Source organism: Thorsellia anophelis DSM 18579 (assembly GCF_900111395.1).
In the GTDB taxonomy this organism is placed as follows: Bacteria; Pseudomonadota; Gammaproteobacteria; order Enterobacterales; family Thorselliaceae; genus Thorsellia; species Thorsellia anophelis.
The window spans coordinates 23,806-50,437 of sequence record NZ_FOHV01000009.1 but is presented as its reverse complement, the minus strand read 5'-3'; the positions used below and the strand labels follow the sequence as shown (position 1 = coordinate 50,437).

Sequence of the window (26,632 nt, the reverse complement as noted above, 5' to 3'; positions counted from 1 at the left end):
TTTAGTGTAACTTTATATTCAAAGAGTTAATCATATCTCTTCATTAAGAGTTATAGGTGTATTATAACCATCAGGCTTAATGACCAATAAATCACATGTGATATGATTAATGACTTCCTCAGCTGTATTGCCTATGAAAGCAGCTGACAAGCCTGTTCTCCCCATTGTGCCAATCACGACTATACCAGCTTGTAATTTTGTGGATATTTCAGGGATGACATCTTCAGCAAGACCTTTAGATAGATGTGTTTTATTTTCATCAATATCAAATTTTTGACGTAATGACTTCATTGCGAGTAAGTGTTGCCCACGGATTGCATCATTATAGGCACTTGGATCAAAATCTGGTAGCTCAATCGCAATATTAATAGGTGTAATAGGGTAGGCGCTCACTAAATGAACTTCTGTTTGATCAACATGTGATGCAAGTTCTATTGATTCAGTAATAAGCTTCTCATTTAGAGCTGCATGATAAGATTCTTCGGAGGAAAGATTAACTGCAACAAGTGCTTTCCCGCCTTCAGGCCAGGGTTTATCTTTAACCATCCATACAGGACAAGGGCATTTACGCAAAATATGCCAATCTGTTGGTGTGAATATAAGTGATTCAAGCTTATCATGTTGCTTGGCCATTTTAAGGACTAAGTCATGTTTTTCACGAATCGCTTCTTGAATAATCGCTTCAAAAGGTCGGTTATGCCAAATAACCTTAATTTCGATAGGGATGCCAGCTTCAATATAATATCTTGCTTGATATTTAATCCATTCAGCCCTTTGGTCGATAACACTTTGTCGCATAGCTTGCCTATCGCCAGGGGATAACAATGTCGTCATTTCATATGAAAAGTCATATATAGGCAAGAACGCTTTTATTTTGCCGCCATTTTTTTTAACTAAATAGACCGCTCGCCTAAGAGCAGGTTGTTCATCCTGATTAGGATCGATTGCTACAAGCAAGTTTTGATAAATTGACATCTTGCACTCCTTTATGTTTGGGATAAGCTATAAACGCATTGGCATGATGACATATTTAGTACTGTCATTCATTTTATCAGTCACAAGTACGCTAGAAACAGTATCAGTCAGATGGATTTGTGTTTCACCTGTTTTAATCGTGTTAAGTACATCTAATAAATAAACAATATTAAGCCCAATTTCAATCTCAGGTCCATTGTATTGAACATCTAACACTTCTTCTGCTTCTTCATGCTCTGGATTATTCGTTTGAATGATTAATTGTTCATTAATTAATGATAACCGAACGCCTTTAAATCGGTCATTGGATAAAACGTTTGCCCTAATTAATGCTTGTCTTAATTCTTCTGTTTCTACCGTTATAATTTTATCTGGAGCTTTAGGCAAGGTTCTACGATAGTCCGGGTATTTGCCATCAATTAATTTAGTGGTAAAGATTGTCTCGCCAAAATCTGCTTGTAAGTTACCTTGGTTTACTTTTAGATGTAACGGTTGCTCTGCATTATCAAGTAATTTTACTAACTCTAAGATGCTTTTTCTTGGAATAATAACAGAGTTATCAGCTATAGGCTCTTCTAGAATTTTTTCACAAAGCGCTAATCGATGACCATCAGTCGCGACTGTTCTGATTGTATGATCATTAATTTCCAGTAATAAGCCATTAAGATAAAATCGAATATCTTGCTGAGCCATCGAAAATTGAGTGCTTTCTATTAGCTGTTTTAGAGTGTGTTGTGGAATGTAAAAGCTTGAATTAGATTCAAATTCATTTAAATTCGGATAGTCGTCTGCAGCAAGTGCATTTAAACTATAACGGCTTCTGCCTGAGGAAATAGTGACTCTATCTTCATCTCTGACTATTTTTACCTCGACTCCTACTGGAAAGCCACGGATAATATCCATAAGCTTTTTTGAGGGAACTGTAATTTCGCCCTCTTCACAGGGTTCACTTAATGGGATATTACATAACATCTCAATTTCAAGATCTGTACCGATAAGCGTTAAATAATTATCTTTTACCCTTAATAGAACATTCGCCAAGATTGGCATTTGATGTTTAGGGGGGATACAGTTATTGACTAACTGAAGTGGTTTGATAATTTGTTCACGGTTAATTGATATTCTCATGTCTCTTTCCAATAAATTTTTAGCCAAACATCTATATATTATGAGGAGAGTATACGAATTAAATTTGCATAATCTTCTTTGATATCATTGCTCTCTTTTTTTAATTCATCAATTTTACGACAAGCATGAAGAACTGTTGTATGATCTCTACCCCCGAAACCGTTTCCGATTTCTGGCAGACTATGGTTTGTTAATTCTTTTGCAAGTGCCATAGCAACCTGCCTAGGTCTAGCAACAGAACGAGATCGTCTCTTAGAGTGTAAATCTGCTACCTTTATTTTATAGTATTCAGCAACAGTTTTTTGAATGTTTTCTATTGTGACTAGTTTTTCTTGTAAAGCTAATAGGTCTTTTAATGCTTCTCTCACAAAATCAATCGTTATTGGTCTGCCTGTAAAGTTCGCATTGGCTATGACTCTATTTAATGCACCTTCTAATTCTCGTACATTTGAGCGTAAGCGCTTTGCAATAAAAAAAGCAACTTCATTTGGAAGTTTAATACCTGTTTCATCAGCTTTTTTCATTAGAATAGCGACGCGAGTTTCTAATTCTGGCGGCTCTATTGCAATGGTCAATCCCCAACCAAAGCGTGATTTTAATCTATCTTCTACACCATCAATCTCTTTAGGGTATCTATCTGAAGTCAGAATGATTTGCTGATTGCCTTCAAGTAATGCATTGAAAGTATGAAAAAATTCTTCTTGAGAACGTTCTTTTTTCGCAAAGAATTGAATGTCATCAATTAATAATGCATCGACTGAGCGATAAAATCGTTTAAAACTTTCAATTTCATTTTTTTGTAATGCTTTGACCATATCTTGCACAAATCTTTCAGAGTGCATATAAATGACTTTTGCATCCTTTTTATTAGCACAAATCGCATTACCTACTGCTTGTAGTAGATGAGTTTTCCCAAGTCCTGTACCGCCATAGATAAATAGAGGGTTGTAAGCACCCCCAGGATTATCAGCTACTTGTTGAGCAGCAGCTCTCGCTAATTGGTTTGATTTACCTTCAACAAAATTAGTAAATTTGTGTTTAGGGTTTAGGTTTGAGCGGTAGTTTAGACCTGTTGTTTTTATCTCTTGCTGCCAACTATTTTTAGCTGTGTTATGAGAGTTATCATCTTTCGCACTAGATTTTGCTGTATTTAAGGATTCTGAAGAGGTGTTTTGTTGTTTAGATTGTTCTTGTGAACGCTCGTTTGTTTCATTCGTGTCAGTTAGCTTCGTTGTCGTTGAGGTTCCTGATTGTTTCCTTTGTTTTGATGCGCTGTTAACTTCAATGTTTTCATTGATAATAGGTTTACTACCAATAGCGAAATCAATACTCGGTATTTTATCATGTAAGGTGTTTTTTAAATAGGCAGTAATAACTGATAAATATTTATCACGAACCCATTCAAGGACAAAACGATTAGGTGCATAAAGCGTTATATTATCCGCACTCACAGAAGCTTGCAGTGGCCTAATCCACATATTAAATTCTGTAGTGGTCAGCACTTCTTGTAAGTGCGTGCAGCAAGATGACCAAAGTGTGGCAGACATACTTAAAAACTCCGTAAATGTGCTTAAAAAGGTGTGTAGATGGGTATATCTACGTTATACCAAGACTGACTAAGTGAATATAACGTGTATCATTGGATATGTCATTTTCATCATTCAACTAGTACTTATATTCATATAGGAAAATTGTTTATGCGAACCAACTTTTTAAAAGACTGTGGATTATACTCAAGCCAGTCTAAAAAAGAAAATTAAATTCTATTTTAGCATTATTTGCTCAATTGAGCTTAAACAACTAGCCATTTTAAAATCATTAATCGGGAATTTTATCAAGCTGTGCTTTTGTTAAAACAAAAACACCTTGCCCGCCTCTTGTAAAATCCACCCAGTCAAATTCAATATCAGGAAATGCTTCTATGAGATGGACCATGCTATTACCCACTTCACACACTAATATACCTTTATCTGTAAGGTAGTGTTTTGCCTCTTTTAAAATTCTTCTTGTGATATCTAATCCATCTGTGCCTGAACTTAAGCCTAATTCCGGTTCATGTTTAAATTCAACTGGCAAATCTGACATATCCTCTGCATCTACGTAAGGAGGGTTGGTGACAATTAAATCATAGCGTTCCGATCCTAAGGCATCAAATAGGTCCGATTGTATTGGAAAGACTCTATCACTAAGTTGATGTGAATCGATATTAATTTCACTGACAGCTAAAGCATCAAAAGAAATGTCAACAGCATCAATTATTGCGTTTTCTAATGCATAAGCCACTGCAATTGCAATACAACCACTTCCTGTACATAAATCTAAAACACGTAACGCTCTATTACTTTTATTAGCATCTGATATAGCGTCATCAAAATAGGGTGAAAAATGTGTTTCTATCATTTGCGCTATAGGTGATCTTGGCACTAGAACTCTTTCATCTACGTAAAACATTAAGCCTGCAAAAAAAGCTCTTTGAGTTAAATAAGCTGTTGGTATTCTATCTACAATTCTTTGATGTAATAATTCCACGATAGAGATTCGTTCCGATTTAGTCAATCTAGCTTCTAGATCTCCATCTGATAACGTAATTGGCATACTAATTGAAATTAAGACTAGATGCCTAGCTTCAGTAATTACATCATCGGAACCATGACCTAAGAAAATATCTGAATTATTTAGCTGTGATGCAACCCAGCGAATCATATCTCTTATAGTTCTTAAATCAGTTAACGCCTCTTCTTTTAAATGTTCAAGCACACATTAATCCTTCAATAATAAAAAGTTTAAAATTTATAAACTTGATTGATAATTTTTAAGCCAGTTTGTCACGGCTTTTCCAAGTTTTGCATCACGAGTGGCATATTCTATGAAAGTGGTTATATAGCCAAGTTTATTGCCACAATCATGACTACGGCCTTTGATATGATAGGCCTCTAATTTTTCGTTTTGTAATAATAGCCTTAATGCATCTGTCAATTGAATTTCATCACCAGCGCCAAGAGGTGTTTTTTCTAGCATGTCCCAAACCTTTGATGATAAAACGTACCGACCTACTATCGATAAATTTGAAGGCGCATCCTCAGGCGTCGGCTTTTCGATTAAACTAAAAATGGGTTTGCTTTCGCCTGGCAAGAGTGACTCTCCATGACAATCAACAATACCATAATTATGGACTTCAGAAGGATCTACTGGTTCGACTAATATCTGGCTTGTGCCATTTGATTCAAAACGGTTTATCATTTCCGCAAGGTTATCTTGCTTGAGGTTAGACTCATATTCATCCATGATAACATCTGGTAAAATTACAGCGAAAGGTTCATTGCCAACCAACGGTTTTGCGCACAATACGGCATGACCTAAACCCTTAGCTATACCTTGTCTTACTTGCATGATGGTAACATTTTTAGGGCAAATAGATTGCACTTCTTCAAGCAACTGACGTTTAACACGTTTTTCAAGAATGGCTTCTAGTTCAAAACTAGTGTCAAAGTGGTTTTCGATAGAGTTTTTAGAAGAGTGCGTAACAAGAATGATTTCAGTTAAGCCTGCACTGATACATTCATTGACAACATATTGTATTAGTGGTTTATCTACAATAGGCAACATTTCTTTAGGGATAGCTTTAGTTGCTGGTAGCATGCGTGTTCCTAAGCCTGCAACTGGAATAACCGCTTTAGTTATACGAGATTTTTTTGCTTTCATAATTAAGCCTCAAATAAATAGATTTACCCTGCGTACGTGAAACCTCGTTTTTCAGGATGGGGACATAAGGCACGCTTTTTAGCTTACTGGGTGCATGTTTTTGCTCTATATACTGCCAGAAGATCAATCTTAGCGTACCACCACAACTACTGGCAAAGTTGTTTGAAGTGTACACAATGCTCTTTAGTGATAGGGTGCAGCGATATGTGGACAATCACATCTGACTAATCGATTGGATCCTCCTAATTTTGGTGAGGAGTTTACTTGCCAATAACATTACCGCTCTCACCATTCATTTTGACTAGCATAACGTCAAAATCGATAAATGCACTGATCAAGTGACCACTTAGCGTCATAATAACATCTTGGTCGAATGTTTGTTGCCTGCACTATGATTGAAATATAATAAGTGTAATACAGGTCAAGTGAACATGCATCAGTACAAGTATAATACCACACATGAAATAATTATAAGTCTTCAAATTTCAGTTAAGACCGAATGTTCAGCAAGCGTGCGAAATAGATCGCTTTGCTATGGATTGTTTTTGGGTTTAACACATCAATGACCTTGTACAATGAACATCTTCCACGATAAGGTTAACAAATTTATTTTTCGCTAAGCTGTAAAACTAAGTGAATTATTTTCTTTTGATTGGTTTACTTTTGACCGGTCATCGTAATTTATATAATTTAAACGCCATTATAGTCTATTAATGGCCACAATAAAATTGTTACACTACAAAATTATCCTGCAAAATAGATTGCTATCCCATATAGCATCAGCTAAAATGCGCCCGCTTTTCAACTGTCTGAAAAGTGCTTTTTTATTGCTGGGTCGCCTGCGATAAAAATGCTCATGTTATGATTACTTTAAAGAGATATACAATGTTAAAAATTAATGCAGATGTTCGTAAAGAGCAGGGCAAGGGTGCGAGCCGCCGCCTGCGTAAAGCTGAAAGATTCCCAGCAATTGTTTATGGTGGGACTGAAGCACCGGTTTCTATTGAATTAGATCACAACCAAGTTATCAACATGGAACCAAATCCTGCGTTCTATGAAGTATTGACTTTAGTGATTGATGGTAAAGAAAGCAAAGTTAAAGTACAAGCTGTTCAGCGCCATCCATTTAAGCCAAAAATTACTCATATTGACTTCGTACGTCAGTAGTCGTGATTTAACCCTATCTAAAATCATTTTATAGGTGAATGTTTAGATAGGGGGTTTGCTTTAGTTATCATTCAAATCCATTATTCAACATTAAATTGATTTAAAATCCCTCAAAAATTATTAGCAATAATAAACACTTTTCTGTTTTATTCTATTTATACTTATTTTCATGTCTATAAACATAAATGGCTAAAACCAAGGTGGCTAATGCAATTAGTGCTATTGAAACTGCTGCGTAAAAAGCTCTCTACTTTTAAGCGGTTTACTGCCAATATAAGGTCTAAGTGCCATACGGGTAAAGCGTTTTGCTGCAAGGCGAGTTAATTCATCTGGAAAAGATTGGTTTGCTAAGGCTAATAACTCATAACCTGTAAAACTCTCTCTTTTTTTCATCAAACTAGCAATAAATCCTTTTTCAGGATAATAAATATAACTCATCGATTCACTGACAGGCTGGCCACTACCTGCACAATGTAAAAAATCAACGCCATATCCAAGATGCTTTAATAGTGTAAGTTCAAATCGTCTCAGAATTGATTCAATATGATCAGCTTGTAATGCAAGCTGTTGAAGTGAATTTAAATATGCCAAGAATAACTCGGAACAGTCTGTATTATGCTCAAGTACTCGTAAAATTAGTTCATTGAGATAAAATCCACTATATAAATAAGTTGTGGATAATGGAAGTGATAATGAGATAGCCTCAATACCTGTTAATGTTTTTACTTCACCTTTGCCAGTATATCTCACAAGAAGAGGAGTAAAAGGTTGTAAGTTGCCTTTTTGAGGAGAACGGCGACTCCTAGCCCCCTTTGCTAGAACAGTAACAGATCCTTGCTTTTCGCAAAATAAAGAAACAAGCAAACTACTTTCGCTAAAAGGCTTGCTATGTAGGACAAAGGCACGCTGCCAACTTAGTGCAGCGTTTTGAATTTCTGTCATGTCTGTTAGTTTTAATTCTAGTTGATGATTAATTCAGGAAAGCTTTTTACTAAATCATCAATAGCTTTCATCTGGTATAAAAAGCTTTCCAATTGGTCTAATGGCAATGCTGATGGCCCATCACATTTTGCATTGGCTGGATCTGGATGCGATTCTAAAAATAGTCCAGCTATTTTAACTGCCATACCAGCTCTAGCGAGCTCTGCAACTTGTGCTCTTCTGCCGCCTGAAGCTGCACCAAAAGGATCTCTGCATTGTAATGCATGAGTCACATCAAAAATTACAGGTGAGCCTTGGGTTGCATTTTTCATGACGCCAAAACCAAGCATATCAACAACTAAATTATCATAACCGAAATTTGAGCCTCTATCACACAAAATGATCTTATCATTGCCACATTCAGCAAATTTTTCGACAATATTACCCATTTGGCCTGGACTCAAAAATTGTGGTTTTTTAACATTAATCACAGCATTAGTTTTCGCCATTGCTTCAACTAAATCAGTTTGTCTTGCTAAAAAAGCAGGTAATTGTATAACATCGACAACTTCACTTACAGGTTGTGCTTGATGAGTTTCATGAATATCTGTGATTAATTTAACACCAAACTTTTCTTTTAAGGCAGTGAAAATACGCATACCTTCATCTAGACCAGGACCGCGATAGGAATGAATTGATGAGCGATTAGCCTTATCGAATGATGCCTTAAAGACTAAAGGAATAGCTAGTTTATCTGTCACTGTCACATAATGTTCACAGACACGCATTGCCATATCATAAGATTCCAGCACATTCATTCCGCCAAATAAAACAAAAGGCTTATCGTTAGAGACGTTAATGTTGTCGATCATTACAGATTTTTGTGGTGTATGTTGCATTGTGATATTCCTTAATAATGATAAAAAAGTTTAACTGAAGTTAAGCATCAAAAGTGATTAGTCAATTTGAGTAATCGCAATATGTTTTTCAGTCATAGATTTACATTTTAAATAGTTTAAAGCACTAATTTTTTCACTCAGAGATAAAAATGCAACTGATACATCGGTTTCTTCTCTTGCAATAACAGTTGGACATCCTGCATCTAAATCTTCTCTGACTGAAATATGAAGAGGGATTTGGCCTAATAGCTCCACTGCAAATTCAGAAGATAATTTATGAGCACCGTCTACGCCAAATATTGACTCAGCATGGCCACAATTAGAGCAAATATGCCAACTCATATTTTCAATTATACCTAAGATGGGGACATTTACATCATTGAACATCTTAATTCCTTTGCGAGCATCAATTAGGGCAATATCTTGTGGAGTTGTGACAATGAGCGAACTACTTAAAGGTATTTTTTGCCCTAATGTAATCTGAATATCACCTGTTCCTGGTGGCATGTCGATAATCAAATAATCTAAATCAGGCCATAATGTTTCTTCTAATAACTGAATTAATGCTTTGCTTGCCATAGGGCCACGCCAAATCATTGCGTTTTGTTCGGATGAAAGATATCCGATAGAATTAGTAGCAATATTATAAGCCATTATAGGTTGCATATGCTGGCCATCAGGCGAAGTAAGCTTGCTGCCTTCTGTGCCAAACATAGTTGGAATAGAGGGACCGTATATGTCAGCATCAAGTACGCCTACTTTTGCTCCTTGTTTAGTAAGTGCCGCTGCTAAATTAACAGTCACACTTGATTTACCTACCCCGCCTTTACCTGAGCTGACAGCTAAAATATGCTTAATGCTTTTAATTGATTTGTTTATGTTAAAAGCCTCAATAGCGTGTGAATAACGCCAAGATATGCTATTTAAGCCTAATCTGTTGATGAGTGTTTCATTAAGATCCTCTTGCATCTTTTTAAAGCCATATTGCCAAGCAAATGGGAATTTCCACTCTAATAATAGATTGTTATCTGTATCAAGTATGCAATTTATTAACCAACGTTCTGTTAAAAGGCAGTGCGATAAAATGCCCGTGTTTTGGGAGAATGTGTGATAATTTGAAAAAATATCAGATAGTTGAAGTTGAGTGAAAGCGGGTAACTCGATAAAGTGACTTAGAAAGTTAGCGTTGTTCTGGATTGACTTATCAATCATAAAGAATCTTACCTATTAAATGGTTGAATATTAGCCTGAATATTACTAAAAATGTTTTATAAACATATGGTTAACGCCAAGTTTAAATAAAGTTAAAGGGCGCTAAATAATTATCCGATATTCTACACTAAATACGAGCAATAATTGAGAACAGCCTAGTTTATTTATGACAATTTATCCAAATAGTTAATGTGATTATATGTCTAATTATAAAATTTTACTAAACTCACAGCTGAAATAATTTACTACCGCTCACCTTAATGATATTGTTAAGCTATATTTAAGTAAAATAATTCAGCTAATAGAATGATAAAATATCTAAAAGGGGCTTAAGATGACAATACAACAAAATAACCAATTAACTGAAAATCATGATTATTCAAAGCTATCTGTTAATCGTTCGTGTTTTGACGAGTGGATTGTGCCAACCTATGCCCCTGCTGATTTTGTTTTAGTCAAAGGACAGGGTTCTGAGTTATTTGATCAAGAAGGAAAGCATTATATTGATTTTGCGGGTGGGATTGCCGTGAATGCACTAGGGCATGCTCATCCTGAGCTTGTAAAAACATTAACAGAGCAGGCTCAAAATGTATGGCATTTAGCAAATGGTTATACAAATGAACCAGTACTTAGACTAGCAAAGCAATTGATAGATAATACTTTTGCTGAAAAAGTTTTTTTCTGTAATTCTGGCGCTGAAGCCAATGAAGCAGCATTAAAACTCGCGCGTAAATATGCGTTAGATAAGTTTGGTGAATCTGCGAATAAATCTGAAATTGTAGCCTTTAAAAATGCCTTTCATGGCAGAACATTATTTACGGTAACAGCAGGTGGTCAACCTAAATATTCTCATGATTTTGCTCCATTACCTACTGGTATTCATCATTCACCTTATAATGATTTAGCCTCAGCAGAGGCATTAATAGGTGAAAAGACTTGTGCCGTAATCGTTGAACCAATTCAAGGTGAAGGCGGAGTTATACCTGCTGATCCTGGTTTTTTAGCAGGTCTAAGACAATTGTGTGATAAGTATGATGCAATATTGATTTATGATGAAGTCCAAACTGGTGTGGGCAGAGCTGGTAAGCTTTATGCTTATATGCATGGAGACGTCATACCTGATATTTTGACGACAGCAAAAGGATTAGGTGGGGGTTTTCCTATAGGTGCAATGCTAACTACTGATAAAATTGGCAAATCATTTGGAGTGGGTTCACATGGCACTACTTATGGTGGTAACCCTTTAGCAACTGCTGTGGCAGGGAAAGTTATTAGCCTCATCAATCAGCCTGAACTGCTTCAAGGCGTCATTGCAAAACATGAATTATTTAGAAAGGGACTTGAGAGCATTAATCAAAAATATAATATTTTTAACGCGATAAGGGGGCAAGGTTTACTCATAGGTGCAGAGTTAAAAGGTAAGTTTACTGATAATGCAAAAGATATTATCACACATGCTAATCGTGAAGGCGTGCTTGTTTTAATGGCTGGACCTAATGTTCTTAGATTTGCTCCCTCTCTTATTATCCCAGACGAATTAATCATTGAGGGGCTCAAAAGATTAGAAAAAACAATTGGTATATTAGTTTAGAATAAAACGATGAAGTTGAGATTCTTTAATAAAAACAAACAATTTTTGTAATAGCGGGTAAAGAGCTGGAGTGAAATCACAAGGAGGATATGATGATAATTATACGACCTGTTAGGAAAATGGATATTGATGATATTTTATCGTTATCAACCCATACAGGAGGTGGTCTAACATCCTTACCTCATGATAGAGAGACTCTTGAAAAACGTATCATTCGCTCTAAGGATACTTGGCTAGAATTGCTTGAGCCCGATAGTCAGGGTTATGTTTTTGTTATGGAAGATTTATCAATAAGTAAAGTGGTTGGTATCTGTGCTATTGAAGTTGCGGTAGGATTAAGAGAGCCTTGGTATAGTTATCGAATTACTCAAGAAGTTCATGCATCTAAAGCACTAGATGTGTATCGTTCTCTTTCAACTTTAGTTTTGAGCAATGACCATACTGGGTTTTCTGAGTTATGTACGTTATTTTTATCGCCTGAGTATCGAAAAGGGGTATTGGGTCGATTATTATCAAAATCTAGATTCTTATTCATTGCGTCTAATAGAAAGCGGTTTCCTAAAGACATTATCGCTGAGTTAAGAGGTTATTCAAATAAGTATGGACATTCTCCTTTTTGGGAGCATGTTGGTAAGCATTTTTTTGCAATGGATTTTGAGAAGGTCGATTTTTTAAGTGGAACGGGGCAAAAGGCATTTATAGCTGAGCTGATGCCAAAACACCCGCTTTATGTCGATTTTCTGCCGGCAGAAGCTAAAAGTATTATTGGGCAAGTACATCCTGAAACCGCACCAGCAAGAAAAATGCTTGAAGGAGAAGGGCTCAAGTTTAAAAATTATATCGATATTTTTGATGGCGGTCCGACATTACAATCTAAAATTGACAAAGTATATAGTATTAAAAATAGTCGATTATTTGATTGGCAATCAGATGACGATATTCCTTTATATGATTATAATACCCCCGCAAATACATTTCCGACAAATGAAACGAAATATAGACTATATTTGGTATCAAATGAACAATTGTCTGTTGAGTGCTATAAAGTAACAGTAAGTTTTGCTTATATCGATGATTCAAATAAACTTAACTTACCGGTACGAGTCATTGATGCATTAAATTTAAAAGTAGGTGAGCCTGTTAGAGCCGTTTTGTTAAAATGAACTCTAAACTAAACATTTAAAAAAATTCAATTAGAGAAGGTAATGACAAATGAGCAAACTTATTTTTAATTCAGAAAGAGCTGATATATTAAATACAGGGATGTCTTTATATATTGATGGACAATGGCAGGTGGGGAAAGGGGAAAGGCTTTCTAAAGCAGATCCTTACTATCAAAAATTAATATGGGAAGGTACGACTGCAGATGAATCTGACGTTAACTTTGCAGTTGAAAGTGCTGCAAAAGCAAGTTCTATCTGGTTTTCAAAGGGACTGGAATATAGAATTAATAAGATCAAAGAATATGCTTTAGTGCTTTCAGAACATAAAAATGAATTGTCCAAAGTCATCTCTAAAGAGACTGGAAAACCTTATTGGGAAACATTAACAGAAGTTCAAGCCATGATTGGTAAAATATCGATTTCTATTGATGCTTATCATAACAGAACACCAACTAAAGAAACTGAAACAGGTGTAGAAGGCACGTATTTAACCCATAAACCACACGGTGTCATGGCTGTTTTTGGGCCTTACAATTTTCCAGGCCATCTACCTAATGGACACATTATTCCTGCACTCATAGCGGGTAATACTATTGTATTTAAACCAAGTGAACAAACGCCATGGACAGCCGAATGTTTAGTTAAGCTTTTTGAAGCTGCAGGTATGGATAAAGGCGTAATTAATTTAGTTCAAGGAGCTAAATCAACAGGTATATCACTGAGTGCCCATTCAAAAGTTAATGGAATTTTATTTACTGGTAGCGCTCAAACAGGAATTGCTTTGCATAAGCAATTGGCAGGGCAGGTCGATAAGATGTTGGCATTAGAAATGGGTGGAAATAATGCTTTAGTCGTAGAAGATTTTGAAGATTTAGATGCTGCTGTACATGTTGCTTTGCAATCAGCATTTTTATCAGCAGGACAACGATGCACTTGTGCAAGACGGTTGTTAATAAAAAAAGGCATACAAGGGGATCGCTTTTTAGCCCGTTTAATTGAATTAACTAAACAACTCACAATTGGTGCATGGGATAGTATTCCAGAGCCTTTTATGGGGACAGTGATTAGTGACGCAGCAGCTGAGAAATTACTTGAAGCTCAAGATGCAATGGTAGCTTCAGGTGCAAATCTTTTGCTTAAAATGACAAGAATAAATGGAGTGAGTGCATTAATCAGCCCGGGAATAGTGGAAGCAACAGGTATGACTCTTCCTGATGAGGAGTATTTTGGTCCTCTTTTAACCGTTTATCGATATAGTGATTTGCAAGAGGCGGTCATTCTTGCTAACAAGACACGCTTTGGATTGTCTGCTGGGTTAATCTCAATTAATTCTACTAATTTTGATTATTTTAAAATGAACATCTTAGCTGGGGTAGTAAATTTTAACAAACCGTTAACTGGAGCGTCAAGTCATGCACCATTTGGTGGGGTGGGGCTTTCAGGTAATCATAGACCTAGCGCATATTATGCTGCTGATTATTGTGCTTGGCCAATGGCTTCTATGGCAACTAGACACCTTTCATTACCTGAGTCTTTTGCACCTGGACTACCTTTTACACAATATAATAAAAATCAATAAGTAGGATATTATGTCAGATAATCAAATAATTGATAACAGCAACCAAATTCCCAAAACTCACTTAGCTGGTTTTGAAGTTAATTTTGACGGTTTAGTCGGATTAACACACCATTATGCTGGCCTTGCTTATGGCAATAAAGCTTCTATTAATAATCAATTTCAGGTATCGAATCCAAAGCTTGCAGCAAAGCAAGGCTTATTGAAAATGAAAGCATTGATGGATAGGGGATTTAAACAAGCAGTATTACCCCCTCATCAAAGGCCTTACATCCCTGGCTTAAGACAACTTGGATTTAGTGGTACAGAAGCACAAGTACTTCAAAAAGCAGCAAAAGAGGCGCCTGAATTACTCTCAATGCTAAGTTCAGCTTCTAATATGTGGGTTGCAAATGCAGCAACAATATCTCCCTCATCTGATACATTTGATGGTCGTATGCATATTACACCTGCTAATTTGCAAAATAAATTTCACCGTTCATTCGAACACGTAACTACAGCTGCTGTATTGCAAGCAATTTTTAATAACCCTAAACGCTTCGCCCATCATCCAGTTTTACCTCATAATCCTCTTTTCGGTGATGAAGGTGCAGCTAATCATGGACGTTTAGGTTCTAATTATGCCGAAGAAGGGATTGAACTATTTGTCTATGGTGTGGATTGTCATCATTTATCAAATGGTCCAAATCGTTTTCCAGCAAGGCAAACGTTGCAAGCAAGTCAAGCGATTTCTAGATTGCATCAACTCGATAGTAATAAAGTTGTATTTGCAAAACAAAATCCGATAGCAATTGATAGTGGCGTTTTTCACAATGATGTTATTTCTGTGACCAATCAAAATGTGCTTTTTTACCATGAATTTGCGTTTGAGCATCATGATAATGTGATTGCTGAATTAAGCGCTAAGCTTGATCAAATTGGCGTAGAATTTCGGCCCATCATGGTACCTAATGAATCAGTTACCTTAGAAGAGTGTGTTGATAGTTATTTATTTAATAGCCAATTATTGACTAAACCGGATGGTAGAATGATGCTTGTTTTACCTAAAGAGGCTCAGAATAATACCCGTGTTTGGCGGTATATAGAAAATCTTTTGCAAAGTAACACACCTATCGATGAAGTTATGGTTTTTGATCTCAGAGAAAGCATGAAAAATGGAGGCGGTCCTGCTTGCTTACGGTTACGGGTTGCGATGTCGCAAGCAGAGTTTACTTCAATCAACCAAGGGATTATTTTAACTGATGAGCTTTATGAAAAATTAGACAAATGGATTGATGCGCATTATAGAGATAAATTAGTTATTGAAGATTTAGGTGATCCAATGCTTTTACAAGAAAATTATCGAGCTTTAGATGAATTGACCGTTATTTTAAATCTTAATTCGATATATGATTTTCAAAAAAATGATTATTAAGTAGACTCGAATACTCTAAAGAGGTAAAAATTATGTATATTGCAGACAAGTCGTTAAGTGCTGAAAAATTAATGTTAGAGGCTTCATTCACTAGATTAATCAATTTGTTTGAAGAATATAAGCGCACTACTGAAAATGAAATAAATTCGCTCTCTGAAACTATCGTGGAAAAAGACCGGCAAATCGAAACTTTTCATTTAGATTATCAAATGCTCGTTGAGTCGTTAAAAGATATCACTGTTTTACCTGAAGAACATGAATGGGCTCAAAAAGTTAAATCTCTTAGACAAAATGTTTCTGATTTATTAGATGAAGCTCATGCTTTTTCTCTTTATGCAAATGAGAGATTAAATTTGTATAAAGATATGCATAAATCAAACTATTAAAGTAATTCATGGCTGAAGATGAAGTCTATATTCTTTAGTGCTAATGAATATTTTGATGAAAAATTAATCTAATTTAATTAACAGCATGACTAGCATTTTTTAATTATTTTTTCTCCTAAAGTGTCAATATCAAGCTTAGTTAATAGTTTAAAAGGTGTTGTATCTAGTCGAATGATTAGAAAAAATGTTATGCCGAACTAAAGAAAAAACTTTGGAGAGATCGTTTGTGGTTGCTTTCTTATTTTGCAATAAATTGTGATGGAGTCTGAATATCTATTATCCAGCAATATTTAGAACAACAAGCAACACCACAATAATAACGACTAGGTAGTTACGTTTTGTATACTCGCCTTGAAGGACTAGGTTTTATGGCTAAGTGGATAAATACAAGGGAATAATTAGTAAACTTTCTTTATTTTGATTGGTGTATGTATGCATACTCTTAATTGATTTGTATGCATACATATAGATATAGTATCTAGGGTAATAAGGCTTCCTGATCAGCGCCTTCTTTCTCAACTTTAGTCTGAAGCATATGTTCTCTTTTAACACCCATGCTTAATGTAAGTGCGCAAGCAACATATATTGAAGAAACAGTCCCTAGTGTAACCCCGATTAACATCACTGAAGAAAATCCTTTTAAAATCTCACCACCAAAGATAAACATCATAAGGACAACCATCAATGTCGTACCAGAAGTAACGAGAGTCCGGCTTAATGTTTGTGTAATGGATAAATTTATAATATCGTAAGAAGAGCCAATTCGTAATTTTCTAAAGTTTTCACGAATTCTATCAGAGATAACAATACTATCATTCAAGGAATAACCAATCACAGACATGAGTGATGCTACGATGGTAAGATCGATTTTAATTTGAAAAAGGGATAAAATGCCAATTGTGATAATGACATCATGTGCTAAAGATAACACCGCTCCTAATGCTAATCGCCATTCAAAACGGATTCCTACATAAATTAATATCGCAATTAATGCAGATAAAAGCGCAAGTGCACCACTTTGTGCTAATTCAGCCCCAACTGATGGACCTGCTAGTACTAGGCTATCAAAGACTGGTTTGCCTCCAATTTTTGTCTCAATAATGTGTCTTAAATCTTCACTGATAGTATTATTTTTAGTTTCATTTTTGATAGGCGGTATTCTAAGTAGCACCTTGTTAACACTACCAAAATGTTGTACAACTGCATTATCTAGTCCATTTTCTGCTAGCACTTGCCTAATTTGATCTGTATCAGCAGCTTGTTCAAAGCTAACTTCAGCAACTAGACCACCGGTAAAATCTAGCCCTAAATTGAATCCTTTTATTGAAACAATAATAACTGATGCAATCAGTAGCAGACCAGAAATAATGTAAGCCGTTTTAGACCAACGCATAAAATCGTGAACTTTACGTCCATTGTTCAGATCTTCAAGGTTATATTCATTTGACACAAAAAACTCCTTTACTGTATGAGTAAATTATTAGTGGGTTAAATTGATAGCTTGTCAATTCGTTTGCCACCATAACGTAAATTTACAATTGCACGTGTTCCAGCTATTGCTGTTATCATAGAGGTTGCAACACCAATTGTTGTGGTAATAGCAAAGCCTTTTATTGAACCTGTGCCAACAGCATAAAGGATAATAGCTGTTATGATAGTGGTTAAGTTTGCATCCAATATAGTTGAAAATGCACCTTTATAACCTTCATGAATTGCTTGTTGTACACTACGACCATTTTTGAGTTCTTCTTTAATTCTCTCATAAATAAGTACATTCGCATCTACTGCAATCGCAACTGTCAGCACAATCCCTGCAATCCCAGGCATAGTTAATGTGGCTCCTGGTATCATTGACATCACACCCACAATCATCACTAAATTAATTGTTAATGCGATACTAGCGATAAATCCAAAGGCTCTGTAATAGACCAGCATAAAAATCACTGAAGAAATAAACCCCCAAAGAGAAGCTTTAAATCCTTGTGCAATATTTTGTGCCCCAAGAGTAGGACCAACAGTACTTTCTTCGATTATTTGGATAGGTGCTATGAGTGCACCAGCACGAAGCAATATTGCTAACTGTCTTGCTTCTGCAGGGTTATCTAGACCAGAAATCTGGAATTGACTACCAAATACACCTGCTATATTAGCTGTATTGATGACTTCTTCATGTTTCTCTAGAATAGGGCGTCCACGTTCGTCTACCTCTGTTCCTTCTTTATATTCCACAAATAATGTCGCCATTGGTTTATTGAGGTTCTGCTGACTGACTTTTTGCATAATAGTGCCGCCAGCACTATCTAGTGTAATACTAACAGTAGGAAGTCCTTTTTCATCAACAGAACTTTTTGCATCATTAATATGATCACCAGTTAATGCTGCGCGTTTAAATAAAGCAACAGGATTACCATTACGATCGTATTTAATTTCTGTATCTGCTGGAATACGACCTTTAGCAATATTCACACTTGAAACATTTTGGTTGATTAAACGAAATTCTAAGGTTGCTGTAGCACCTAAAATTTCTTTTGCTCTTGCAGTATCTTGAATCCCTGGTAGATCAACAACAATTCTATCCGTGCCTTGTCTTTGGACTATTGGTTCTGCAACGCCTAGCTGATTGACGCGATTTCTTAAAATAGTCAAGTTTTGTACAAGTGCATTTTCTTTGGCTTCTGCAATTCTTGCAGCACTTGGAATAAATGTGATTTCGTTATTTCCTACAGCCGTTGCAGTAAACTGTTGAGCTAAATTTGATACAGAGGCTAGCGCTTCATTTCTAACTGTCTCTGTTTCAAATTGCATCTTTATTCCAAAACCATCAATTTTTTCAATTTTTTGAATTTCAATTTTTTTAGCAACAATAGCATCTTTAGCTGAATCACTTATCTGATCTTGTAATTTTAACAGCACAGTATCAGTATCAATTTCCATGAGGAAATGAACTCCGCCGCGAAGATCTAAGCCAAGTTTCATGGGTTCAGCATTAATTGCCCTTAACCAAAAAGGGGTCGCAGGTGCAAGATTAAGTGCTATTATGTAATCTTTTCCTAGCTCATTTAATAAAATATCTTTAGCAGCAAGTTGCTCATTTTGATTGTTGAACCTGATGAGTATAGAGTTTTGTTCTCGGTTCCAATCACTAACAGCATTGGTAATATTATTTGCGACTAAGACATTCCTAATCCTGTCATTCGTCGCTAAGTCAATATTAGCACCTCGAGTACCTTGGATCTGAATTGCTGGATCTTCACCATAAATATTCGGTAATGCATAAATGCCACCGATAATAATGGCCACAATTAATAAAATATATTTCCACAATGGATATTTATTTAGCACGGTCGTTCCTTGAAACACAGTATTGTTCGAATGACAAATTATACAAGAAGCTTATTAATAAGCTTCTTACTAAGTTCGTACAACAATAAATTGTTGTACGAATTATTTTTTAATTTACTCTAATTCTTTCATTGTACCTTTAGGCAATACAGCTGCAATAAAGTCACGTTTAATGATTACTTCATTATTTTCATTTAATGCAATAGATATATAACCAGATTCAGAGACCTTTGTTACACGACCGATAAGTCCACCATTAGTCAATACTTCATTGCCCTTAGAAATTGAATTCATCAGTTCTTTATGAGCCTTAGCTCTTTTTTGCTGTGGGCGAATTATCATAAAATAGAAAATTAGACCAAAGGCTAGCATGATAATGATTGTGCCATAATCACCATAGGCTGGTGCTGCTCCTGCTGCAGGGGCAGCGGCATGGGCCGACGAAATAAAAAAACTCATAAACACTCCTTAGTTAAAAAAAATTAGCCAACACACTTGTAATATACCACAAGATAGCTGAACATTTGGTTGAAAACTTTGACCTATCTACTTTGTATTTGGGATAGGTTTGCCAATTTTGGTATAAAATGATGTAATATATGTATCTAAACTATTTTCTTCAATAGCTGTTCTTAATTCACTCATCAATCGCTGATAATATCGTAAATTATGTATGGTATTTAATCTGGCACCTAGTATTTCATTACATTTATCTAAATGGTGCAGATAAGCTAAGGTGTAATTTTTACACGTATAACAGTCGCATTCTTCATCTAGCTTTCCTGTATCATTTTTGTATTTTGCATTACGAATTTTAATGACGCCTTTCGAAACAAAAAGATGGCCATTTCTAGCATTGCGAGTTGGCATCACACAATCAAACATGTCAATCCCTCTTCGCACTCCTTCAACTAGATCTTCTGGTTTACCTACTCCCATAAGATATCTAGGTTTATCTTCAGGTATTTTAGGACAGATGTAGTCTAATATTCTATGCATGTCTTCTTTAGGTTCTCCTACTGCAAGTCCACCTACAGCATAACCATCAAAGCCTATATCTATTAGACCGGATAAAGATTCGTCTCTTAAATCTTCATAAATTCCACCTTGTATGATCCCAAAAAGTGCATTTGGATTGTTTAATTCATCAAATTTAGCACGGCTTCTTTGTGACCATCTCAATGAAAGAGCCATTGATTTTGCGGCATATTCTCTATCTGCTGGATAAGGTGTGCATTCATCAAAAATCATAACAACATCAGAGCCTAAATCAAACTGTATTTCCATTGATTTTTCTGGGCTTAAAAAAATGGTCGAACCATTAATTGGATGTTTAAATGAAACGCCTTCTTCAGATATTTTGCGCATAGCGCCTAAACTAAATACTTGAAACCCACCTGAATCAGTAAGTATTGGGCCATGCCATTGCATAAAATCATGCAGATCTCCATGAGCTTTAATGACCTCTTGCCCTGGGCGTAACCAAAGATGGAAGGTATTTCCCAATAATATATGTGCTCCCGTTTCAGCAACTTCTTCTGGTGTCATTCCTTTTACAGTACCATAAGTCCCGACTGGCATAAAAGCTGGTGTTTCGACTACGCCACGATGAAAGTGTAATCTACCTCGACGAGCTTTACCATCTGTATTAATCAATTCATAGCGCATTTTTGATTTACTGCTAGACATATCAATCTTCTCACTTTTTATATATTCATATTCAAAAAAATCGTCATTTATTATATAGATTTCTTAAAAATCATTGCGCTTATGAATGAACATAGCATCCCCATAACTAAAAAATTTATATTGTTCATCAACTGCATGTTTATATGCATTCATAGTATTCTCATAACCAGCAAAAGCACTTACGAGCATAATCAAAGTTGATTCAGGTAAATGAAAATTAGTAATTAATGAATCAACAATCTTAAATTGATAGCCTGGATAAATAAAAATATTAGTATCTCCCATAAATGCAGTCAGTTTTTCAAAATCAAAATTGACTTTTGGGGCATCTGAAAGTGCCATAGATTGAAATTCTGGAAAAATAACTGCATTTGCCGCGCTCTCTAATGATCTAATAGAAGTGGTTCCAACAGCAATAACGCGTCCCCCTCGTTGTTTACAGAGCTTTATTGCATCGATTGTTTCTTGTGGAACAATCGCAAACTCACTGTGCATTGTATGGGTTTTTATATCTGTTACACGAACTGGCTGGAAAGTGCCTGCACCAACATGTAAAGTAACAAAAGCAGTTTCAATACCTTTATTTCTGATTTGCTCAATTAACGACTCATCAAAATGTAATCCCGCTGTTGGCGCAGCAACTGCTCCTTCATCCCTAGCATATACCGTTTGATATCTATCTTTATCCTCTTTATCATCAGCCCTATCAATATATGGTGGTAACGGCATATGGCCTATTTTGTTCAAAATATCTATTATTGGTATGCTTAGAGATTGAATTTCAAATAAAGTATCATGTCTAGATGTCATTTGTAATTCAAAAATAGATGTGTTTTGTTCTGTTGATAATGCTTCTAAAGTGCTGTCATTTTGTTCACAAACGAGAAGTTTAGTGCCATTTTTAGGAGATTTTGAAGATCGTATGTGCGCTAATGCTGTATGAGCATCTACAATTCTTTCAATTAGAATTTCAATTTTACCACCACTTTGTTTATAACCAAACAGCCTAGCAGGGATAACTTTGGTGTTATTAAATATAAGTAGATCATTCGTACAGAGGAGCTGAAGAACATCAATAAAAGTTTTATCGTTCACCTCACCAGTATTCCCATCAAGTTCAAGAAGACGGCAGTCTGTGCGTTGTTTGCTCGGGTATTTAGCAATCAGCTCCGTAGGTAAATCGAAAGAAAAATTTGATAAGTTCATGTTTTTAATTTTGCTGATTATTAATTAATATTGATATTTATTAGCACTTCAAACACTACAGTTTAAAGCTCATTTAGTACTTGTGCAAGCTTTGCTAGATTTTCTTTTTTGTACGTTTTATGGTTAAGCATTTTCTATCATTACTTTTCGCATGTATTTCGTAGCAAGTAAACCATGAATTAAATACACTAATATAAATGAGCTTTTTATGATCGTCACTCACTCTTAGTATTTAATAGCTTCCAATGAAATTCTAAGAGTTTGTTTTATATGCATTATTGATTAAGTGAATCAAAGATGGATTTTAATGTCTCTGTTGGATTTGATGAACCTGTAATAGGTCTTCCCATTACAATATAATCAACCCCAAATTCTTTTGCTTTTTGAGGTGTCACTATGCGTCTTTGATCATCATTAGAAGACATGTTTTCTAGCCTGATACCAGGCGTAATGAGTTTAAAGTTTTCCCCAAATTTATTTCTTAAATCGATAGCTTCATGAGCAGAACATACAACACCATCGAGACCTGCATTTTTAGTTAATTCTGCAAGCGTTAAAGTATGATCAAGTAGCTTATGAGTAATCCCAACTAAGGTTAAATCTTCCTGTTCCATGCTAGTTAACACTGTAACGGCAATTAGCAGGGGAGCATCTTTACCATAACTTTCAAGTGCAGTTTTAGCAGCGCTCAACATTCTTTCACCTCCACTGGCATGGACATTAACCATCCATACCCCCAAATCAGCGGCAGCTTTTAAAGCAGACGCAACGGTATTAGGGATATCGTGGAATTTTAAATCTAAGAAGACGTCAAAGTGTTTATCATGTAATAATCTAATAAATTCAGGCCCATAACGAGTAAACATTTCTTTCCCGACTTTTAATTTAGCCATTTTAGGATCTATGGTTTCAATAAAAGATAAGGCTTCATTTTTATTATTGTAATCAAGAGCAATTATGATTTCAGACATTGTTTCTCCTTGTTAAATATAAATAAATATTTTCTTTAAATGAGTCAGCTTATATAACTTATTGACCCTCAATATTTTTTATGATGCTGATGGTAGACCAATTGCGACATGATGGACAATGCCAATATAGTGAATGAGCATTAAATCCACAGCTAATGCACCGATATTTAGGTTTATTAATAATCTGTTCATTTAACATATCCCTTAAAATAGTCAAACTACTTTGTTCTTGATAATGCTGAGTATGAGTAAGTTGAAAATTTATGAATGCTTTAAATAGTTTAAGGGTAGGACGTTTGAACATTGCTGTTTTCAGATGTTCATAAGCAGTTTCATTTCGACCTTGTTGAATCAAGTAATTAATATAATAAACATGCGCATCACTTCCAATATCTTTATCGATACATTTTTTCAAAAAATCTAGCTTACTTAAACAATCTATATGTGCTGGGTTTAAATTGAATTTTCTTAATAGGTTAACTCGATTTTTTTCAAAATTATGTGCGCTAAATTCTGTTTTGGTTTCCCCTTTTTCTTCAAGCTTATCATAACATAGGTCTAAAATAGGGAGCACATCAATAGCAACAAGGGGATCTTGGTACAAAATATATTGGTACATCATGATGCCATCAACTATTTTATCTTCTTTTACATATAACTGCCCTAGCATTAAAGAGGCTCTAGCGCAATTTTTGTCAAAACGAAGCGCATTTTTTAAATGTTCATAGGCTTCAGATATCTTTAATTCTAGCTCTGCTTTTAAGGCAAGTTCACAATAAAAATGGCCTATCATTGTACGATAATTATAGGAGCTCAATTTAAGTAAAGTTTGAGCATATACAATGGCCTGCTCCCACTCTCTGGTTGATTGATATATTGTTAATAGTTGCTTAAGAGCAAATACTCGATATTCATCCTCTTCTAGTAAAGAGATGAATATCGCTTCTGCACGATCTAATAAACCAGCTTGCAGGTAAGTTTTGCCTAAATGTTGCTTGATAAGTAATCTTTGTTCAAATGTTAGTAGTTCACTTGCAATAATTGATTCATGAATTTGCAAAGCGCTATCAATTTGACCTCTAGATCTTAATAAATTACCTAAAGTAAGATGAGCTTCAAAATCATCCCCTTTTTCCTTAGCAATCGCGCTAAATAATTCTAAGGCTTCTTCTTTTTGATCGCTTAGTAAAAAATTAACGCCCGTTACAAACTCACGCGATATTCTGTTTTCCTGTTGGTGCTTTTCAAAACGTGCACTACGTTTTCCCATATACCAGCCATAAGCTGCAGCAATAGGTAATAGTAGGAACAGTAATTCAAGCATTATTCTTGTCCATAGGAAGCGATACAATCTACAGAGATGAGTTTAAACGCTCAGTATTTTGTTTCTTAGTTAATAAAAAATCTGCATCTAATTGGGACTTGCGAGATAGTTTTTGAATATCTTTATCTTTTTTATCAACTTCTTTAACTAATTTATTGACTTTTCTTTTTAATAATCGTCTTGAGAATAAAACTTTAAAATAAAGTAATCCACAAAAGCACCAAGCGATAAAAAAACCTAATCCAAAACTGATAGCAAGAACTAATGATAAAGAAAGTTCACTTTTTGCGATTAAGTAATTTACTTCAACAACACTATTATTTTGACTACCAATTGCAATTCCCAAGGCAATTATCAATAAAAATATGATAATAACTATAATTGATTTCATATGACTCCCCAATAAAAACATCCTTGTTTTAATTGAATATTTGTATCACTAATCATTAAAATAAACGATTAAGCCCATTTAGTGCTGCAACCCGATAAGCTTCGGCCATCGTAGGATAGTTAAAGGTTGTATTAACGAAATATTCTATTGTATTTCCACCATTTTTTTGCTCCATAATTGCTTGCCCTATATGTACAATTTCTGCAGCTTGTTCACCAAAACAATGTATTCCTAATATCTCTTTTGTATCCCTATGAAATAATAATTTTAAGCTTCCCACATCCATTCCAGCAATTTGCGCTCTAGCTAAATGCTTAAACTGAGAACGCCCAACTTCATAAGGAATCTTTTGTGCTGTCAACTCCTGTTCTGTTTTGCCTACAGAGCTAATTTCAGGTATTGTATAAATTCCAGTAGGGATGTTCTCAATAAGTCTAGCACTTTCTTTACCACTAATAATTGCTTCAGCAGCTATACGCCCTTGATCATACGCAGCTGAGGCAAGGCTAGGGTATCCAGTGACATCCCCAACTGCATATATAGTTTCAATATCAGTGTGATAAACATGATTTATATTTAAAAGGCCTCTTAAATCAGGATGAATTCCAACTGACTCTAAATTTAAATCTTTTGTATTACCAGTACGTCCATTTGCATATAAAATACAATCAGCTTTAACTTTCTTTCCGGATTTTAAATGAACAATAACTGAATCATCAAGACCTTCAATACGTTCAAACTCTTCATTATGCCTAATTACCACACCATTATTCCAAAAATGATATGACAAAGCATCTGACATTTCTTGGTCTAAAAATGACAATAATCTATCTCTGGTATTGATAAGGTCGACTTTAACGCCTAGTCCTCTAAAAATTGAGGCATATTCACAACCAATTACCCCAGCGCCATAGATGATAATATGCTTTGGTGCGTGTTTTAAGTTTAAAATAGTATCACTGTCATAAATTCTTGGATGAGAAAAATCGACTGAAGCTGGTCTGAATGGAGTAGAGCCAGTTGCAATCACGATATTTTTAGCTGTTATGATATCGATAGAATCATCAGCATTAATCACTTGGATTGTTTTTTCGTCTATAAAACTTGCTTTGCCAAAAAAGATAGTGCAGTTATTTCTATCATAAAAATTTTGACGCATGGTAGTCTGTTTACCTATGACCTTTTCAGCATGTTTTAATATCTGAGGGAAAGTGACTGTCAGTTTTTTTGCAGAAACATTAAATAGAGGATTTTGATTGATCTCAACTACACGGCTAACAGTTTGTCTAAGTGCTTTAGATGGGATAGTGCCCCAATGTGTACAACCACCACCAACTTGCTCGTATCGCTCAATTACTGCAACCTTAGCTCCTTTTTTTACTAAACCCATAGCGGCTCCTTCGCCACCAGGTCCAGTTCCGATTACAATAGCATCATATTTAAAATGTTGAGGCATAAACTTACTCCAAGCATGAATGTTACATGAAATTAACAGATTTTCGGGTTAGAAAAATATCATGCATTTTACCATATATTTGACTAGAAATGATTAATTAATTTAAATTACAATATTTG

At 35.3% G+C, this 26,632-nt stretch carries 24 protein-coding genes; 7 read left to right on the top strand and 17 right to left on the bottom strand.

Features of this window, described 5'->3' with window-relative positions:
• Nucleotides 1–30 precede the first annotated feature (30 nt).
• From uspE to galU, 5 genes are all read right to left on the bottom strand, one after another.
• A complete protein-coding gene (uspE, locus tag BMW37_RS07175; RefSeq protein WP_093319090.1) occupies nucleotides 31–975 on the bottom strand; it encodes a universal stress protein UspE in 945 nt (314 codons plus the stop codon).
• Nucleotides 976–1,002: 27 nt separating this feature from the next.
• Entirely contained in the window at nucleotides 1,003–2,103 is a 1,101-nt protein-coding gene (gene dnaN, locus BMW37_RS07170; RefSeq protein WP_093319087.1) for a DNA polymerase III subunit beta, read from the bottom strand.
• 38 nt (nucleotides 2,104–2,141) lie between these two features.
• Nucleotides 2,142–3,650 carry a chromosomal replication initiator protein DnaA gene (dnaA, locus tag BMW37_RS07165; protein WP_093319085.1) on the bottom strand — a complete coding sequence of 503 codons (1,509 nt, stop codon included), beginning with the start codon at nucleotides 3,648–3,650 and terminating at the stop codon, nucleotides 2,142–2,144.
• Between the two features lie 271 nt (nucleotides 3,651–3,921).
• A complete protein-coding gene (gene prmB / locus BMW37_RS07160; RefSeq protein ID WP_281241265.1) occupies nucleotides 3,922–4,860 on the bottom strand; it encodes a 50S ribosomal protein L3 N(5)-glutamine methyltransferase in 939 nt (312 codons plus the stop codon).
• 33 nt (nucleotides 4,861–4,893) lie between these two features.
• Nucleotides 4,894–5,805 (bottom strand): UTP--glucose-1-phosphate uridylyltransferase GalU, encoded by a 912-nt coding sequence (galU, locus tag BMW37_RS07155; protein ID WP_093319082.1) that lies wholly within the window; start codon nucleotides 5,803–5,805, stop codon nucleotides 4,894–4,896.
• An 885-nt stretch (nucleotides 5,806–6,690) separates the two neighbouring features.
• Here galU and rplY point away from each other — a divergent pair.
• On the top strand, nucleotides 6,691–6,972 hold the full coding sequence (gene rplY, locus BMW37_RS07150; RefSeq protein WP_093319079.1) for a 50S ribosomal protein L25: 282 nt from the start codon (nucleotides 6,691–6,693) through the stop codon (nucleotides 6,970–6,972).
• A 219-nt stretch (nucleotides 6,973–7,191) separates the two neighbouring features.
• Here the strand turns inward: rplY and recO are convergent, their stop codons facing one another.
• From recO to apbC, 3 genes are read right to left on the bottom strand one after another with little or no spacing between them, the layout of a single operon-like run.
• The gene (recO, locus tag BMW37_RS07145; protein ID WP_093319076.1) at nucleotides 7,192–7,914 is read right to left on the bottom strand and encodes a DNA repair protein RecO; all 723 of its coding nucleotides are present in this window, start codon (nucleotides 7,912–7,914) and stop codon (nucleotides 7,192–7,194) included.
• Between the two features lie 17 nt (nucleotides 7,915–7,931).
• Nucleotides 7,932–8,792, bottom strand: coding sequence for a 3-deoxy-8-phosphooctulonate synthase (kdsA, locus tag BMW37_RS07140; protein WP_093319074.1), 861 nt, complete (start codon nucleotides 8,790–8,792; stop codon nucleotides 7,932–7,934).
• Between the two features lie 57 nt (nucleotides 8,793–8,849).
• The gene (apbC, locus tag BMW37_RS07135) at nucleotides 8,850–10,004 is read right to left on the bottom strand and encodes an iron-sulfur cluster carrier protein ApbC (protein ID WP_093319072.1); all 1,155 of its coding nucleotides are present in this window, start codon (nucleotides 10,002–10,004) and stop codon (nucleotides 8,850–8,852) included.
• Between the two features lie 334 nt (nucleotides 10,005–10,338).
• Between apbC and BMW37_RS07130 the strand changes: the two genes are divergently transcribed.
• The 6 genes from BMW37_RS07130 to BMW37_RS15930 all read left to right on the top strand — a co-directional run bounded on the left by BMW37_RS07130 (nucleotide 10,339) and on the right by BMW37_RS15930 (nucleotide 16,335).
• The gene (locus tag BMW37_RS07130) at nucleotides 10,339–11,595 is read left to right on the top strand and encodes a bifunctional succinylornithine transaminase/acetylornithine transaminase (protein ID WP_093319070.1); all 1,257 of its coding nucleotides are present in this window, start codon (nucleotides 10,339–10,341) and stop codon (nucleotides 11,593–11,595) included.
• 92 nt (nucleotides 11,596–11,687) lie between these two features.
• Nucleotides 11,688–12,758: an arginine N-succinyltransferase gene (astA, locus tag BMW37_RS07125; protein WP_093319067.1), complete on the top strand. Its 1,071-nt coding sequence runs from the start codon at nucleotides 11,688–11,690 to the stop codon at nucleotides 12,756–12,758.
• A 49-nt stretch (nucleotides 12,759–12,807) separates the two neighbouring features.
• Entirely contained in the window at nucleotides 12,808–14,337 is a 1,530-nt protein-coding gene (gene astD / locus BMW37_RS07120; protein ID WP_093319064.1) for a succinylglutamate-semialdehyde dehydrogenase, read from the top strand.
• 10 nt (nucleotides 14,338–14,347) lie between these two features.
• Nucleotides 14,348–15,748 (top strand): N-succinylarginine dihydrolase, encoded by a 1,401-nt coding sequence (gene astB, locus BMW37_RS07115; RefSeq protein ID WP_093319061.1) that lies wholly within the window; start codon nucleotides 14,348–14,350, stop codon nucleotides 15,746–15,748.
• 32 nt (nucleotides 15,749–15,780) lie between these two features.
• Nucleotides 15,781–16,134 (top strand): hypothetical protein, encoded by a 354-nt coding sequence (locus tag BMW37_RS07110; RefSeq protein WP_093319059.1) that lies wholly within the window; start codon nucleotides 15,781–15,783, stop codon nucleotides 16,132–16,134.
• A gap of 102 nt (nucleotides 16,135–16,236) precedes the next feature.
• Nucleotides 16,237–16,335 carry a hypothetical protein gene (locus BMW37_RS15930; RefSeq protein ID WP_425441773.1) on the top strand — a complete coding sequence of 33 codons (99 nt, stop codon included), beginning with the start codon at nucleotides 16,237–16,239 and terminating at the stop codon, nucleotides 16,333–16,335.
• 277 nt (nucleotides 16,336–16,612) lie between these two features.
• Here the strand turns inward: BMW37_RS15930 and secF are convergent, their stop codons facing one another.
• The 9 genes from secF to sthA all read right to left on the bottom strand — a co-directional run bounded on the left by secF (nucleotide 16,613) and on the right by sthA (nucleotide 26,513).
• On the bottom strand, nucleotides 16,613–17,584 hold the full coding sequence (secF, locus tag BMW37_RS07105) for a protein translocase subunit SecF (protein WP_093319056.1): 972 nt from the start codon (nucleotides 17,582–17,584) through the stop codon (nucleotides 16,613–16,615).
• A 38-nt stretch (nucleotides 17,585–17,622) separates the two neighbouring features.
• Nucleotides 17,623–19,476 carry a protein translocase subunit SecD gene (gene secD / locus BMW37_RS07100; protein WP_093319053.1) on the bottom strand — a complete coding sequence of 618 codons (1,854 nt, stop codon included), beginning with the start codon at nucleotides 19,474–19,476 and terminating at the stop codon, nucleotides 17,623–17,625.
• 114 nt (nucleotides 19,477–19,590) lie between these two features.
• On the bottom strand, nucleotides 19,591–19,935 hold the full coding sequence (gene yajC / locus BMW37_RS07095; RefSeq protein ID WP_093319049.1) for a preprotein translocase subunit YajC: 345 nt from the start codon (nucleotides 19,933–19,935) through the stop codon (nucleotides 19,591–19,593).
• A gap of 87 nt (nucleotides 19,936–20,022) precedes the next feature.
• Complete coding sequence (tgt, locus tag BMW37_RS07090; protein ID WP_093319228.1) at nucleotides 20,023–21,144, bottom strand: tRNA guanosine(34) transglycosylase Tgt; 1,122 nt, start codon at nucleotides 21,142–21,144, stop codon at nucleotides 20,023–20,025.
• A gap of 84 nt (nucleotides 21,145–21,228) precedes the next feature.
• Complete coding sequence (queA, locus tag BMW37_RS07085) at nucleotides 21,229–22,371, bottom strand: tRNA preQ1(34) S-adenosylmethionine ribosyltransferase-isomerase QueA (protein WP_093319047.1); 1,143 nt, start codon at nucleotides 22,369–22,371, stop codon at nucleotides 21,229–21,231.
• A 275-nt stretch (nucleotides 22,372–22,646) separates the two neighbouring features.
• Nucleotides 22,647–23,342 (bottom strand): orotidine-5'-phosphate decarboxylase, encoded by a 696-nt coding sequence (pyrF, locus tag BMW37_RS07080; RefSeq protein ID WP_093319044.1) that lies wholly within the window; start codon nucleotides 23,340–23,342, stop codon nucleotides 22,647–22,649.
• Between the two features lie 58 nt (nucleotides 23,343–23,400).
• A complete protein-coding gene (locus tag BMW37_RS07075; protein ID WP_093319042.1) occupies nucleotides 23,401–24,666 on the bottom strand; it encodes a lipopolysaccharide assembly protein LapB in 1,266 nt (421 codons plus the stop codon).
• 28 nt (nucleotides 24,667–24,694) lie between these two features.
• The gene (locus tag BMW37_RS07070; protein ID WP_177168610.1) at nucleotides 24,695–25,057 is read right to left on the bottom strand and encodes a LapA family protein; all 363 of its coding nucleotides are present in this window, start codon (nucleotides 25,055–25,057) and stop codon (nucleotides 24,695–24,697) included.
• A 55-nt stretch (nucleotides 25,058–25,112) separates the two neighbouring features.
• A complete protein-coding gene (gene sthA, locus BMW37_RS07065; protein ID WP_093319037.1) occupies nucleotides 25,113–26,513 on the bottom strand; it encodes a Si-specific NAD(P)(+) transhydrogenase in 1,401 nt (466 codons plus the stop codon).
• Nucleotides 26,514–26,632: the final 119 nt, after the last annotated feature.

Bases quoted from the DNA above. Each gene is read 5' to 3' on its own strand.
- dnaN (WP_093319087.1), bottom strand. From the start codon at position 2,103: ATGAGAATATCAATTAACCGTGAACAAATTATCAAACCACTTCAGTTA.
- BMW37_RS07130 (WP_093319070.1), top strand. From the start codon at position 10,339: ATGACAATACAACAAAATAACCAATTAACTGAAAATCATGATTATTCA.
- uspE (WP_093319090.1), bottom strand. From the start codon at position 975: ATGTCAATTTATCAAAACTTGCTTGTAGCAATCGATCCTAATCAGGAT.
- kdsA (WP_093319074.1), bottom strand. From the start codon at position 8,792: ATGCAACATACACCACAAAAATCTGTAATGATCGACAACATTAACGTC.
- BMW37_RS07075 (WP_093319042.1), bottom strand. From the start codon at position 24,666: ATGCTTGAATTACTGTTCCTACTATTACCTATTGCTGCAGCTTATGGC.
- astA (WP_093319067.1), top strand. From the start codon at position 11,688: ATGATAATTATACGACCTGTTAGGAAAATGGATATTGATGATATTTTA.
- queA (WP_093319047.1), bottom strand. From the start codon at position 22,371: ATGAACTTATCAAATTTTTCTTTCGATTTACCTACGGAGCTGATTGCT.
- sthA (WP_093319037.1), bottom strand. From the start codon at position 26,513: ATGCCTCAACATTTTAAATATGATGCTATTGTAATCGGAACTGGACCT.
- astD (WP_093319064.1), top strand. From the start codon at position 12,808: ATGAGCAAACTTATTTTTAATTCAGAAAGAGCTGATATATTAAATACA.
- BMW37_RS07070 (WP_177168610.1), bottom strand. From the start codon at position 25,057: ATGAAATCAATTATAGTTATTATCATATTTTTATTGATAATTGCCTTG.
- BMW37_RS07110 (WP_093319059.1), top strand. From the start codon at position 15,781: ATGTATATTGCAGACAAGTCGTTAAGTGCTGAAAAATTAATGTTAGAG.
- pyrF (WP_093319044.1), bottom strand. From the start codon at position 23,342: ATGTCTGAAATCATAATTGCTCTTGATTACAATAATAAAAATGAAGCC.
- galU (WP_093319082.1), bottom strand. From the start codon at position 5,805: ATGAAAGCAAAAAAATCTCGTATAACTAAAGCGGTTATTCCAGTTGCA.
- tgt (WP_093319228.1), bottom strand. From the start codon at position 21,144: ATGCGCTATGAATTGATTAATACAGATGGTAAAGCTCGTCGAGGTAGA.
- yajC (WP_093319049.1), bottom strand. From the start codon at position 19,935: ATGAGTTTTTTTATTTCGTCGGCCCATGCCGCTGCCCCTGCAGCAGGA.
- rplY (WP_093319079.1), top strand. From the start codon at position 6,691: ATGTTAAAAATTAATGCAGATGTTCGTAAAGAGCAGGGCAAGGGTGCG.
- apbC (WP_093319072.1), bottom strand. From the start codon at position 10,004: ATGATTGATAAGTCAATCCAGAACAACGCTAACTTTCTAAGTCACTTT.
- dnaA (WP_093319085.1), bottom strand. From the start codon at position 3,650: ATGTCTGCCACACTTTGGTCATCTTGCTGCACGCACTTACAAGAAGTG.
- astB (WP_093319061.1), top strand. From the start codon at position 14,348: ATGTCAGATAATCAAATAATTGATAACAGCAACCAAATTCCCAAAACT.
- recO (WP_093319076.1), bottom strand. From the start codon at position 7,914: ATGACAGAAATTCAAAACGCTGCACTAAGTTGGCAGCGTGCCTTTGTC.